This window comes from Vibrio sp. J2-4 (assembly GCF_021728155.1).
Classification (GTDB): domain Bacteria; phylum Pseudomonadota; class Gammaproteobacteria; order Enterobacterales; family Vibrionaceae; genus Vibrio; species Vibrio diabolicus.
This window is the reverse complement of sequence record NZ_JAKKCN010000004.1, coordinates 489,364-503,270: the sequence shown is the minus strand read 5'-3', so window position 1 is coordinate 503,270 and position 13,907 is coordinate 489,364. Positions and strand designations below refer to the sequence as shown.

Sequence of the window (13,907 nt, the reverse complement as noted above, 5' to 3'; positions counted from 1 at the left end):
AGCTATATCTCTTTTTTATCCAACTCATTGCATCGTTTATTGAGGTTTTTTGTTCATCATTGAGAAGTGCTCATGGCTTTGGTTTTTTTACCCCACGATAGTTGTTGGACCACTAATCCACTGATGATCAGTATTAAACCAATCAAGGTTGATGGATGAATTTCTTCACCAATGATGGTTGCCAATAGCATCAGTGAGATGAATGGCGAAGCAAAGATCAGATTACTGATGCGGGCTGTGTTTTGCGTCGATTTGAGGGCGCTTAGCCATAGGACGAAAGTAATCCCCATTTCAAATAGCCCGACATACGTCACCGCTGCCCAGCCTTTAATTGAGATTGCCTGCCAGCTCGCACCTTCATAAATACTTAAACCAATGGCAAATGGAATAGCGACCAAAAAACCAAGTAATACACCAACCACAGGGTCGGCCTTATTTTTGGTGTTTAAAATCCAGTAACCAGCCCACAACAGTGTCGATAGCAGCGCCAGCCCCACGCCCAACGGGCTCTCGAATTGCATGCCGAGAACATTGCCTTGTGTGGCAATCACAATCACGCCTACATAACTAAAACCGCAAGCGAGCCAATCTTTAGCACGGATCTTCTGCCCTAAGAAAACAGCAGCCATTAGCGTCAAGGTAATGGCCCAGCTGTAGTTGATCGCTTGGGCTTGGGATGCAGGCAGCAAGTCATACGCTTTAAAGAGAATGACGTAATACGCCAAGGGGTTAATCAACCCAAGCAGTAGGTAATACCAAGGGTTTGAGAGGAAGGTGGCACTTAACTGGCCCAACTTGCCTTGCACACCACAGATTATCGTCAGCGCAATCGCAGAGACGATACTGGCAATGCACAGCATTTGGATTGGCGTAAATTCTGCCAACGTGAGTTTAAATGCGGTTGCAACGGTAGACCAAAGTAATACTGCTGAGAGCCCAAATCCTAGGGCGCGACGCTCGTTCATGATGCCTCTGCGTGATGATGTGCCGCTCGGTTTGGTTCATTTGAGCGGAAGAAAGAATATTATAGGAAGGCCTAGTGTATGCGAGGATTTTTCATCCAACAAACTGGACATTTATCCAGTGTCTAAATACCATTGTTATAGATACAAAACACAGGCTAACTCGCTATTATGCAATGGATTCTTGAGTACCAATCTCTCATTCTCTCTTCTCTTTGCGCTGCCACGCTTAGTGGTGTCGCCGTCGGTTGGTGGGTGAAACAGCGTTTTATCACCCAAACTCAGCTTCTCGAACAACAACTTGTTTCAGAAAAGCAGCTTCACCAACAGCAGCTTGAACAGGTTAAACAAAGCCTTGCCGATGCTCAGCAAGAGTTGGATGAATTAGATGATGAGCGCGATAAAGCCGCGTTTGAAGTACGCCAAACACACGGAAAGCTGATGGCCGCAATGGAAAAACTGCGTTACTTCGAGGCCGTAAAGCAAGAGCGCCAACAATACTTTGATGAGCTTGGTCAGATGCGTGAGCACAAATCACGTCTAGAAACGCAACTGCGTGAGCAGCAAGCACGTCATGAGCAAATCAACCAAGCCAATGCCGAAAAACTGCAAATTCTAGAGCAAGCGGAAGCGCGCCTGAAACAGCAATTTGAGCACTTGGCCAACCAACTGTTTGAAGAAAAAACCGCGAAGGTCGACTTGCAAAACCGTCAGAGTTTGGAAGGTTTGTTGTCACCGCTCCGAGAGCAGCTAGAAGGATTCAAAAAGCACGTTAATGACAGCTTTAGCCAAGAAGCTAAAGAGCGCCATACCTTAGTGCATGAGCTCAAAAACCTGCAACGTTTGAATGAGCAAATGACGCGAGAAGCGGTTAATTTGACCCAAGCGTTGAAAGGGGACAACAAGCAGCAAGGTAACTGGGGCGAAGTGGTGCTCGCGAGGGTACTTGCCGAGTCGGGACTGCGTGAAGGGCACGAATATCAGACTCAGGTGAATTTGCAAAATGAAGCAGGCAAGCGCTACCAACCTGATGTGATTGTTCATCTCCCACAAAACAAACAAGTGGTTGTGGATTCCAAAATGGCGCTGGTTGCCTATGAGCGCTATTTCAACGCCGAAACTGATGCTGAGCGAGATCAGGCTTTGAGTGCGCACTTAGCCGCACTGCGTGCGCACATTAAGGGTTTAAGCATGAAGGACTACCACAAACTCAAAGGTATTCAGAGTTTGGACTATGTGCTGATGTTTATTCCGGTTGAGCCTGCGTTCCAAGTCGCGATTCAAGCCGATCCAAGTTTGATCAAAGACGCGATGGAGCAAAACATCATTTTGGTGAGCCCAACAACGTTGCTGGTGGCACTGCGCACCATTGATAATCTATGGCGCAATGAACGCCAGAATGAAAACGCCAAAATGATTGCGCAGCGCGCGACAAAACTCTACGACAAATTACGATTGTTTGTGGACGACATGGAAGGGCTCGGCGGTGCGCTGGATAAGGCGAATCAAAGCTATCAAGGCGCAATGAACAAGCTTGCCACAGGGCGCGGGAATGTGATTCGTCAAGCCGAAAGCTTTAAGCACCTTGGGGTTGAAATCAAACGACCAATTTCTTCTGACCTCGCACAGTTAGCGCAGAGTGATTCATTTTCAGAAAATGACCCGTTAGTAGAAAGACATCCGGCTGAGGATAAAGTAAACTAATCGCCCGCAGTGCAGTGGGCGATTTTATTTGTCAGCAAACGCCCCGCAGAGAGAAAGCGCTGCCTAAGAGGAATTAGAATGACGGACACAAGTTTGCAATCCAATACAGCGTTAGAGAATGAAACCACCCACTTTGGTTTCTCTACAGTGGCAAAAGACGAAAAAGTGACTAAGGTTGCCGAAGTATTCCACTCCGTGGCAACAAAATACGACATCATGAATGACCTGATGTCTGGTGGTATTCACCGCCTTTGGAAGCGCTTCACTATCGATTGTAGTGGTGCTCGCCCTGGCCAACGTATTCTTGACCTAGGTGGTGGTACGGGTGATTTAACGGCGAAATTCTCGCGCATTGTTGGCGATGAAGGCCATGTCATCCTTGCTGATATCAATAATTCAATGCTTAACGTTGGCCGCGATAAACTGCGCGATAACGGAATTGTGGGTAACGTGCATTACGTTCAAGCCAACGCAGAAGAACTGCCGTTCCCAGATGATTATTTTGATGTCATCACCATCAGTTTTTGTTTGCGTAATGTGACTGACAAAGACAAAGCGCTTCGTTCAATGTTCCGCGTACTGAAGCCAGGCGGCCGTCTATTGGTGTTGGAATTTTCAAAACCAGTGCTAGAGCCGTTATCGAAAGTATACGACGCATATTCATTCCACTTGTTGCCGAGAATCGGTGAGCTAGTTGCGAATGACTCAGAGAGTTACCGCTACCTAGCGGAGTCAATCCGTATGCATCCAGACCAAGAAACGCTGGAAGGCATGATGCAAGACGCAGGTTTTGAAAACACCAAATACTACAACTTAACTGGTGGTATTGTGGCTTTGCATCGCGGTTATAAATTCTAAGGGTTAACGGCATGCCATTTGAACCACTTATCACCGCTGTGATTGAAACGTCACTGAATACTCTGATCAAAGACGACCCTACATTGGGCCGTCGTTTAGCGCGTCTAAAAGGTCAAGTTATTCAAGTTCACCTGAAAGAGATCAATAAAACACTGACATTCGTTTTTAGTCAGCAAATTGATGTGCTCGGTCATTACGAAGGACAGCCAAACTGCTATCTATCGCTCAACTTGAGCGTGTTGCCAGAGCTGCGTGACCAGGCCAACATCACTCGCCTTATTAAACAAGATAAACTCGAGCTTGAAGGCGATATTCAATTGGCGCAGAAATTCTCTCAGTTGATGGTGGATTGCAAACCAGATGTTGAAGAGTGGTTGTCTCGCGTAACTGGCGATGTCGCCGCACATACCTTTGTGCAAGGTTCAAAAAACATAGGCAACTTCCTCGCATCTCAAGCAGAGAAACACCAGCGTCATCTTGCGCAAGTAGTGACTGAAGAGTGGAAGTTGGCACCTGCTCCTCTAGAAGTGGCGTATTTTTGCGACCAGGTTGATGAGGTGCGCAGCCAGGCTTCTCGCGTTGAAGCTCGCTTGACTGCTTTGCTGAATAAGCTGGATGCGGATAAGCCGGCATTGGAGAAACCATGACGCCAGCAGAACTAAAGCGCTTATACCACATCGCCAAAGTACAACTGGAATACGGCTTAGATGAGCTGCTTCCCGATCACCAACTGACCAAAGCTCCGTTATTGCTGCGCAAAAGCCTGTTCTGGATTAAGAACAAGCATCCAGAAAAACCACTCGGTGAGCGCCTGCGTTTAGCGTTGCAAGAGCTGGGGCCGGTTTGGATTAAGTTCGGTCAGATGATGTCAACGCGCCGTGACTTATTTCCTCCGCACATTGCTGATCCCCTGGCTTTGCTTCAAGACCAAGTAGCGCCATTTGATGGTGAGCTAGCAAAAAAGCAGATGGAGCAAGCATTAGGTGGCCCGTTAGAAAACTGGTTTACCGAGTTTGATATCAAACCACTGGCGTCAGCATCGATTGCTCAGGTGCATACTGCGCGTTTAAAAGACTCTAACCAAGAAGTGGTATTAAAGGTTATCCGCCCAGATATTCGCCCGGTCATTGATTCAGATCTAAAACTGATGCACCGAATGGCGCGTATAGTCGCCGGAGCAATGCCTGAAGCACGTCGTTTGAAACCGGTTGAAGTTGTACGTGAGTACGAGAAAACATTGCTTGATGAACTCGACTTACGACGTGAAGCGGCGAATGCCATTCAGTTGCGCCGCAACTTTGAAGGCAGCGAAGAATTGTATGTTCCTGAAGTTTTTCCTGACTTCAGTAATGAAACTGTCATGGTTTCTGAGCGAATATATGGCATTCAAGTCTCTGATATTGATGGCTTGAAAGCAAATGGCACCAATATGAAATTGCTCGCGGAGCGCGGCGTGAGTGTGTTTTTCACTCAGGTGTTCCGAGACAGCTTCTTCCATGCCGATATGCATCCGGGGAACGTGTTCGTCAAACCCGAACATCCAGAGAACCCAATGTGGATCGGGCTAGATTGCGGAATCGTTGGTACACTTAATAGTGAAGACAAGCGTTATCTGGCGGAAAACTTCCTGGCGTTTTTCAATCGAGACTACCGCCGAGTGGCAGAGTTACATGTGGACTCAGGATGGGTGCCTGCCGATACCAATGTCGATGAGTTTGAGTTCGCGATTCGCATTGTGTGTGAGCCTATTTTTGCTAAGCCACTGTGCGAAATCTCCTTTGGTCATGTGCTGTTGAATTTGTTCAACACGGCACGTCGATTCAATATGGAGGTTCAGCCACAGCTTGTATTGCTGCAAAAAACGCTGCTGTACGTGGAAGGTCTTGGTAGGCAGCTGTACCCTCAGCTTGATTTGTGGGAGACCGCAAAACCATTCCTTGAAGAATGGATGATGAATCAAGTTGGGCCGCAAGCTTTGGTGAATGCAATTAAAGATCGCGCACCATTTTGGGCGGAGAAGTTACCGGAACTGCCAGAGCTGCTTTACGATAGCCTGAAACAAGGTAAAGCGATGAACCAACGCATGGATCAGCTTTACCAAGGGTATCGTCAGAGCAAGCGCCAGCAGGCGACAGGAAAGTTTTTATTTGGCGTTGGCGCCACTTTAGTCGTATGCTCGGCAATATTGGTGAACAATGCTTTTGAGCAGCTTTCGTTGGCCAGCGGTATCGCAGGTGTCACATTTTGGCTGCTTAGTTGGCGAGCTTATCGTCAATAGACGTTAAACTCTTGAAATATTTTTGTTTATTTAAAGACCCGAGGTAAAGAGAATGGGTGGTATCAGTGTTTGGCAACTTCTAATCATTGCTGTAATTGTTGTATTGCTATTCGGAACTAAGAAACTACGCGGTATCGGTGGCGATCTGGGTGGTGCCGTTAAGGGCTTCAAAAAAGCGATGAGCGAAGATGAACCTGCGAAAAATGACAAAGACGCAGACTTCGAACCAAAAAGTCTAGAAGAGCAGCAGAAAAAAGAAGCTGCTCCTGAAACGAAAAAAGACAAAGAGCAGGCGTAAAACGTGTTTGATATCGGTTTTTGGGAACTGGTATTAATATCTGTTGTTGGTCTGGTCGTTCTTGGGCCGGAGCGTTTGCCTCATGCTATTCGCAGCGTGTCTCGCTTTATCGGTGCCGCTAAGAGTATGGCAAATAGCGTCAAAGACGAATTGTCACACGAGCTGAAAGTCCAAGAGCTGCAAGAAAACTTGCGCAAAGCAGAGCAAATGGGGATGGATGATTTGTCTCCTGAGTTGAAATCTTCAGTCGAAGAATTGAAGAAGGCAGCGCAATCTGTAAATCGTCCTTACGCAAAGAACACCGATTCAGAGGCTGAGCCTGTAAAAACAGAGCCAGCAGCAGAAAAGGTAGAGAAAGCGGAAGAGAGCAAGGTTACAGCGGCAGATAAGAAAGCCGAATAGTCTCATTAGGAGGAGCTACTAGTGATTGGTAGCTCCTTTTTGATCTGGTTTTTAATAAGAGGTTTGCCATGTCTACCGTCGAGCAGACACAACCTTTAATTAGTCATTTGTTGGAGCTTCGCAACCGACTACTGCGCTCAATTTTGGCAGTGTTGGTGGTGTTTGTCGGACTAATTTATTTCTCTAACCACATTTACGAGTTTGTTTCCGCACCTTTAGTAGAGCGTCTACCTGAAGGCGCAACCATGATTGCTACGGATGTGGCTTCACCCTTTTTCACGCCACTGAAGTTGACGTTAATCGCTTCGGTATTTATTGCGGTGCCGTTTATTTTGTATCAAGTTTGGGCCTTTGTTGCTCCTGGCTTATACAAACATGAGCGTCGTTTGATTATGCCGTTGCTGTTTTCCAGCTCACTGCTGTTTTATTGCGGTGTGGCATTTGCGTATTTTGTGGTGTTTCCACTAGTGTTTGGCTTCTTTACTGCTATCTCATTGGGTGGTGTAGAGTTTGCGACCGACATTTCTAGCTATCTCGATTTTGTACTGGCGCTATTTATGGCGTTTGGTATCGCATTCGAGGTGCCTGTTGCGATTATTTTGTTGTGTTGGACTGGGGCCACCACACCAGAAGATCTAAGACAGAAACGGCCTTATATCATTGTGGCTGCGTTTGTCGTTGGTATGGTATTAACACCGCCAGACATGATCTCACAAACCTTACTCGCCATTCCGATGTGCTTACTGTTTGAAGTCGGTTTATTCTTTGCGCGTTTTTATACGCGTCGAGGCGAAGAGGCAACCGAAGAATAAGTTTACTGTAGATGTAAAAAGCGGCTCAATTGAGCCGCTTTTTTTGCGGTTGGTTTGTTTCTTGGGCTAACTACTTAACTTTCATGACGTAACCACACTTTGTGCATACGTATACTTCCTTGATGCCCAGCAGCTTTTGAAAAAAACTGCGCGGTACGCGTTGTAAGTAAGCACCATGTGTACACACTTCAACTTCCATATTCATGCTGTTTTACATTTGTGCTAATTAATGGGCATAAAGCAGTATAGAAAAAGAATATGTCTAATTGTCGACAGTTTTGCAAAACAGACGAAGTAAAGTGGCGATATGAGAGGTAAGTAGAGTTGCTAGTTAATTGTTATGTTTATCAATAACTTTGTGTGGGTTGTTCTATTATTTCAATAGGTTGAATCATTCATTCAATAGTTTAGGTAATAAAAAGCGACGTTGATTTCGTCGCTTTTTTCAATTTTCGTGAATTAAATATTAAACAGCTTTTTGGCATTTTCAGTCGTTATGGCATCGATAGTTGCGACATCGACATCACGCAAGTCGGCAACACGTTGTGCAACGAGAGAAGTGTAGGCTGGTTCATTACGCTTACCACGGTGCGGTACTGGCGCTAAGTATGGACAATCGGTTTCTAAAATGACCCACTGCATATCCAAATGTGGAATGACTTTATCCATCCCGCCATTCTTAAAGGTCGATACGCCACCCAAGCCTAAGTGGAAGCCTAGCTCATTGATTGCTTGCGCTTCTTCTAAACTGCCGCCAAAACAGTGGAATACACCACGCAGACGACCATCTTGCTCTTGTCTTAGCAAAGTGAGTGTTTCTTCAATCGAATCACGAGTGTGGATCACGACCGGTAAATCCATCTCTTTTGCCCAGTTTAGCTGAGTCACGAATGCCATCTCTTGCTCGGCGCGATAGGTTTTGTCCCAATACAGGTCGATACCAATTTCGCCCACCGCAATAAACTTGTGTTTCTCAAACCAGCCGCGGATGATTTCCAGCGTTTGCTCAACGTTGTTATCCACATAGCAAGGATGGAGTCCCATCATTGAGTGGCACACGTCAGGATACGCCGCTTCGGTTTGTAGCATGGGCTCAATAGAGTCCAGATCGATGTTTGGCAACAGGATCTTATTAATGCCTTGCGCTAAGGCGCGTTGTACTACTTCATCGCGGTCGTTATCAAATTCGCTGGCATAGATGTGCGCGTGGGTATCGATCATCGTTACTCTCTGTGCTTCATGGTTGGTTTCGTATTCGAAGTATACTTGAGTGTGAGTGCTGGGTCATTTTCAGTTTTTTTCATTACCTTTTTCCAGATTGTCACTCGCAACATGCATCAAGAGTGATATGATTTTGTTCACCAGATGATTTGATCATCATAACCGTCCAGACAAGGAGAAAATGGTGTCTGTATCAATTCAAGGTCCATTCCCTGCACGCCGTATGCGTCGTTTACGTAAGCACGATTTTAGTCGTCGTTTGATGGCTGAGAACCAACTTTCTGTTAATGATCTGATTTACCCAATGTTCATTCTTATGGGTAAAGATCGTCGTGAGAGCGTGGAGTCCATGCCGGGTGTAGAGCGTTTGTCGATTGATTTAATGCTAGAAGAAGCGCAATACCTTGCAAATCTAGGCGTTCCAGCAATCGCGCTTTTCCCTGTCGTAAACCAAGACGCTAAAAGCTTATGTGCTACTGAAGCCTACAACCCGGAAGGTTTGGTCCAGCGAGCAGTACGTGCGCTTAAAGAACATATTCCTCAAATCGGTGTGATCACAGACGTGGCACTTGACCCATTCACGACGCACGGCCAAGACGGCATCATCGATGAAGATGGCTACGTAATGAATGATGAAACCACGGAAGTACTGGTTAAGCAGGCTTTGTCTCACGCTGAAGCGGGTGCTGACGTTGTCGCGCCTTCAGACATGATGGATGGCCGTATTGGTAAGATCCGCGAAGCATTAGAAAATGCGGGCTACATTCATACACAAATCATGGCTTACTCGGCTAAGTACGCGTCGAACTACTACGGACCATTCCGTGATGCGGTTGGCTCTTCTTCAAATCTAAAAGGCGGCAACAAGAAAAACTACCAAATGGACCCAGCAAACATTGACGAAGCGATTCACGAAGTGGCGCTAGACATCAATGAAGGTGCGGACATGGTGATGGTTAAACCTGGTATGCCATACTTAGATGTAGTTCGCCGAGTAAAAACTGAACTTCAAGTACCGACATTTGCTTATCAAGTATCTGGCGAGTACGCGATGCATAAAGCGGCGATCATGAATGGCTGGCTCAAAGAGCGCGAAATTGTGATGGAATCACTACTGTGCTTCAAACGTGCAGGTGCTGACGGCATCTTAACGTACTTTGCGAAAGATGTGGCTGAGTGGTTGGCAGAAGAGAATGCACAAACTGCTCAACACCTAAATCGTACTCCGGAAGCGACTGAAGAGTAATTATCGCTCAGTGAGAAACACCAGACCAACAAGAGTTGTTCGTCTGTATATACCCAAGTAACCTCAGGCGGATTACAACAGTAACAATCCAAGGTGCTTGGGTATTTTTATTTTGGAGAAGAGAACAATGACAATGCTGATTCGTGAAGGCACATTGGAAGAAGCACTTCAAGTTGTGGCACGTGTTACCGAATTTTCGAAAGGAGAAACGGCAGACTCCATGACTCAACGTTTAGAAGAGAAAAACAGTTTAATCCTCGTTGCAGAAAAAAATGGCACGATTGTCGGCTTCAAAATAGGTTACGAATTAGAGGATGGTGTTTTCTATAGCTGGTTGGGTGGTGTTGTTCCTGAGGCTCGAAATGAAGGCGTGGCACAATTGCTTTTGGAAGCACAAGAAGATTGGGCGGCTGAGCAAGGCTATAACACGTTAAAAGTGAAATCTCGAAATCAGTTTCCTGCTATGCTTCGATTGTTATTGAGAAATGGCTATATCATTGAAAAATTTGAAGAAAAAATTAATCTTCGTGAATCTCGAGTTCATTTCATTAAAGCGATGTGAAAATAAATGAGATTTTTTCTCATTTAACTGTTGACTACGAAATGAGAATCATTATTATTAAACCTGTCTTAGGGAATGAGGAAGAGTTCACAAGGACGTTGAATGACTTATTAACAGAAGTTGATTAACTGAAAGTTGAGAAGTGATGAAACATTTTTCCGAGAACTTGCACGAATTCTTTTTGACACGACATTGCTCACATTGCTTCCAGTGTAATTTATAGCTTCTTGGTTAAGCTGCTCTATTTACAGAATTTGCTTTACCACTTCTGCTAGGCGACCCCATTCGGGTCGCTTTTTTCTTTTCTACGATTTCTATTTGACGTCACTATTCGTATTTTTTCCACACACGATGATCATTTAAGGACCGTTGATCTTCTCGCCGTTTTGTAAAACAAACTTTTAAAAACAATAACTTAACGTACGTGTTTTTTGTGTTTTCTATCATTGGATAACCAGTGGATAATTTCTATAAACAGAGTTATCCACAGGGTGAGGTTATCTTCGTGAATAAAATCGAAAAATTTACGCGACCTAGATCGAGCGAACAAGATAGATTCGGATCAGCAGTCATGGCATCCTAGGCAGATCTCTCAAGTACTGAATTGGATACAGACAATTATGGCAAGTATTCCTGAAAATCCGTTGATCCTTATCGACGGCTCTTCTTACCTATATCGCGCTTTTCACGCCTACCCGGGCACCATGAGCAATGGTGAAATTCCAACGAATGCCGTTTACGGTGTCGTGAACATGTTACGCAGCATGATGCGTCAGTTTGCGTCTGAGCGCATCGCGGTGGTTTTCGATGCGAAGGGAAAAACCTTCCGTGATGATATGTATGCAGAATACAAAGCTAATCGTCCGCCAATGCCGGATGATCTGCGTTGCCAAATTGAACCATTGCACAATGTTATTCGCGCGATGGGTTTACCACTGATCTGCGTTCCTGGTGTCGAAGCAGATGACGTCATTGGTACGTTGGCGCATCAAGCATCACAAAAAGGCATGCCTGTATTGATCAGTACTGGTGATAAAGACATGGCGCAGTTGGTGGATGATAATATTACCTTGATCAACACCATGACGAACGTCGTGATGGATCGTGAAGGTGTGGTTGAAAAGTTTGGCATTCCACCTGAGTTAATCATCGACTACCTAGCGCTGATGGGCGATAAAGTTGATAACATCCCTGGTGTACCAGGCGTGGGTGACAAAACAGCGACTGCACTACTGCAAGGTATTGGTGGTCTGACGAAGTTGTATGAAAATCTCGATGACATTGCTGCGCTTGGCTTCCGTGGTTCTAAAACCATGGCGAAGAAGCTCATCGATAACAAAGAAAATGCCATGCTGTCGTACGAGCTCGCGACCATTAAATTGGATGTTGAACTTGAAGAAACGCCAGAATCACTGCTGAAAGCGGAACCAAATAAAGACGAACTAGTGAAGCTGTATGGTCAACTGACGTTTAAATCTTGGTTGAACGAGCTACTTGAAGGCGGTTCTGGGTCGGTAGAAGCTGTTGAGCTTGCTGGCTCTGCTCAAGCCTCTGCTTCTCATGCCGAGATGGAAACTTCCGCAGTGACAATCGACCGCAGCCAATATGAAACGATTCTGGATGAAGAAACCTTCAATGCGTGGCTAGACAAACTTCAAACGGCCGAGTTGTTTGCGTTTGATACGGAAACCGACAACCTAGATTACATGCTAGCGAACCTGGTTGGTTTTTCATTCGCTGTCGATGAAGGCATTGCCGCTTATGTGCCTGTTGCACATGACTACCTAGATGCACCTGAACAGCTTGATCGTGATTGGGTTCTAGGACAGCTTAAGCCAATTCTTGAAGATGCAGCGAAAGCAAAAGTTGGTCAAAACTTAAAGTATGATGCGTCTGTATTGGCTCGTTATGATATTGAGCTAAAAGGTATCAAGCACGACACGATGTTGGAATCGTACATTTACAACAGTGTCGGCGGTAAACACGATATGGACAGCTTGGCGCTGCGCTTCCTACAACATAGTTGCATTTCTTTTGAGCAAATTGCAGGTAAAGGCAAAAATCAGCTTACGTTTAACCAAATCGAGTTGGAACAAGCATCGCCATACGCGGCAGAAGATGCGGATGTGACCCTTCGTCTGCACAATCGCTTGTTTGCGAATATCGAGCAGGATGAAAGCCTAAAGACAGTGTACGAAGAGATTGAAATGCCGTTGGTGCCAGTTCTTTCGCGCATTGAACGCACTGGGGTCTTTATCGATGAAATGAAGCTGAGTGCGCAGTCGGTCGAGATTACCGCTCGCCTTGATGAGCTTGAAAAGAAAGCGTATGAAATTGCAGAGCAAGAGTTCAACATGAACTCGCCAAAGCAATTACAAGCCATCCTATTTGAAAAAATGGGTTTACCGGTGGTGAAGAAAACGCCATCAGGTACACCATCGACGAATGAAGAAGTGCTACAAGAACTCGCGCTAGATTACCCACTGCCAAAATTGATTTTGGAATATCGCGGTTTGGCGAAGCTTAAATCGACGTACACGGACAAGCTGCCGAAGATGATCAACCCAACAACTGGGCGTGTGCATACTTCTTACCATCAAGCAGTAACCGCAACTGGTCGTCTATCTTCTACCGATCCGAACTTACAAAACATTCCAATTCGTAACGAAGCTGGCCGTCGTATTCGCCAAGCGTTTGTCGCACCAGCTGGCCATAAAATCTTAGCGGTCGACTACTCGCAAATCGAACTGCGCATCATGGCGCACCTTTCTGGCGACCAAGCGTTATTGGATGCCTTCCGTGATGGTAAAGACATTCACGCGGCAACTGCGGCAGAAATTATGGGCCTGGATATTGAACAGGTATCGAGCGAGCAGCGTCGCCGTGCTAAAGCCGTTAACTTCGGGCTTATCTATGGCATGAGTGCATTTGGTTTGGCGAAGCAGCTTGGTATCCCTCGCGGCGAAGCACAAGCCTACATGGATAAATACTTTGAGCGTTACCCTGGCGTTATGCAGTACATGGAAGACACGCGCAGCACGGCTGCAGATAAGGGCTATGTTGAAACGATCTTTGGTCGACGTTTGCATTTACCAGAAATCAAATCGCGCAACGGGATGCGTCGTAAAGCTGCTGAACGTGCGGCAATCAACGCACCGATGCAAGGTACGGCTGCGGACATCATTAAGAAAGCGATGCTGTTGGTTGATCAGTGGATTCAGGAAGAAGGCAATGGCCGTGTGAAGTTGTTAATGCAAGTACACGATGAATTGGTCTTTGAAGTTGAAGAGTCATCATTGTCCGAAATTGAAAGTAAAGTACAGAAATTGATGGAATCTGCAGCAGAGCTAAAAGTACCATTGGTTGCAGAAGCAGGGCACGGTGATAACTGGGATCAAGCTCATTAGTCACTTTTAGACCAAAATAACCAATTAATTATGAGCCAGCGCACAAACGCTGGCTTTTTTTTGCGATTAAAAAAGCTAGCACAAAGTTAATTTTGATGTTGCTTAATAAAAAATTCATGAAAAAAAACTACAAAAATTCTTTGCAATTCTGACCAAT

The 13,907-nt window shown here is 45.6% G+C and carries 12 protein-coding genes; 10 read left to right on the top strand and 2 right to left on the bottom strand.

The annotated features are described in order from the left end of the window. Nucleotides 1-56: 56 nt before the first annotated feature. Complete coding sequence (locus L3V32_RS16890; protein ID WP_237284752.1) at nucleotides 57-965, bottom strand: DMT family transporter; 909 nt, start codon at nucleotides 963-965, stop codon at nucleotides 57-59. Between the two features lie 168 nt (nucleotides 966-1,133). Here L3V32_RS16890 and rmuC point away from each other — a divergent pair, with 168 nt between their 5' ends. The 7 genes from rmuC to tatC all read left to right on the top strand — a co-directional run bounded on the left by rmuC (nucleotide 1,134) and on the right by tatC (nucleotide 7,314). Further along, nucleotides 1,134-2,666, top strand: coding sequence for a DNA recombination protein RmuC (gene rmuC / locus L3V32_RS16885; protein ID WP_005394435.1), 1,533 nt, complete (start codon nucleotides 1,134-1,136; stop codon nucleotides 2,664-2,666). A gap of 78 nt (nucleotides 2,667-2,744) precedes the next feature. After that, on the top strand, nucleotides 2,745-3,524 hold the full coding sequence (gene ubiE, locus L3V32_RS16880) for a bifunctional demethylmenaquinone methyltransferase/2-methoxy-6-polyprenyl-1,4-benzoquinol methylase UbiE (protein WP_005379210.1): 780 nt from the start codon (nucleotides 2,745-2,747) through the stop codon (nucleotides 3,522-3,524). Nucleotides 3,525-3,535: 11 nt separating this feature from the next. Continuing rightward, nucleotides 3,536-4,171, top strand: a complete 636-nt coding sequence (locus L3V32_RS16875) for an SCP2 domain-containing protein (RefSeq protein ID WP_237284751.1) — start codon at nucleotides 3,536-3,538, stop codon at nucleotides 4,169-4,171. Continuing rightward, complete coding sequence (ubiB, locus tag L3V32_RS16870; RefSeq protein WP_006741774.1) at nucleotides 4,168-5,802, top strand: ubiquinone biosynthesis regulatory protein kinase UbiB; 1,635 nt, start codon at nucleotides 4,168-4,170, stop codon at nucleotides 5,800-5,802. Before L3V32_RS16875 ends, ubiB begins: the two co-directional genes overlap by 4 nt. A gap of 52 nt (nucleotides 5,803-5,854) precedes the next feature. Continuing rightward, complete coding sequence (gene tatA, locus L3V32_RS16865; protein WP_005382958.1) at nucleotides 5,855-6,100, top strand: Sec-independent protein translocase subunit TatA; 246 nt, start codon at nucleotides 5,855-5,857, stop codon at nucleotides 6,098-6,100. Nucleotides 6,101-6,103: 3 nt separating this feature from the next. After that, entirely contained in the window at nucleotides 6,104-6,502 is a 399-nt protein-coding gene (gene tatB / locus L3V32_RS16860; RefSeq protein WP_005382959.1) for a Sec-independent protein translocase protein TatB, read from the top strand. Nucleotides 6,503-6,570: 68 nt separating this feature from the next. Then, a complete protein-coding gene (gene tatC / locus L3V32_RS16855) occupies nucleotides 6,571-7,314 on the top strand; it encodes a twin-arginine translocase subunit TatC (RefSeq protein WP_237284750.1) in 744 nt (247 codons plus the stop codon). Between the two features lie 459 nt (nucleotides 7,315-7,773). Here the strand turns inward: tatC and L3V32_RS16850 are convergent, their stop codons facing one another. Further along, nucleotides 7,774-8,535 (bottom strand): TatD family hydrolase, encoded by a 762-nt coding sequence (locus tag L3V32_RS16850; protein WP_006741775.1) that lies wholly within the window; start codon nucleotides 8,533-8,535, stop codon nucleotides 7,774-7,776. Nucleotides 8,536-8,719: 184 nt separating this feature from the next. Here L3V32_RS16850 and hemB point away from each other — a divergent pair, with 184 nt between their 5' ends. The 3 genes from hemB (at nucleotide 8,720) to polA (ending at nucleotide 13,750) form a co-directional block, all read left to right on the top strand. Continuing rightward, entirely contained in the window at nucleotides 8,720-9,781 is a 1,062-nt protein-coding gene (hemB, locus tag L3V32_RS16845; RefSeq protein WP_031777176.1) for a porphobilinogen synthase, read from the top strand. 127 nt (nucleotides 9,782-9,908) lie between these two features. Beyond that, nucleotides 9,909-10,343 (top strand): GNAT family N-acetyltransferase, encoded by a 435-nt coding sequence (locus L3V32_RS16840; RefSeq protein ID WP_237284749.1) that lies wholly within the window; start codon nucleotides 9,909-9,911, stop codon nucleotides 10,341-10,343. Between the two features lie 620 nt (nucleotides 10,344-10,963). Then, nucleotides 10,964-13,750, top strand: coding sequence for a DNA polymerase I (gene polA, locus L3V32_RS16835; RefSeq protein ID WP_237284748.1), 2,787 nt, complete (start codon nucleotides 10,964-10,966; stop codon nucleotides 13,748-13,750). Nucleotides 13,751-13,907 lie beyond the last annotated feature (157 nt).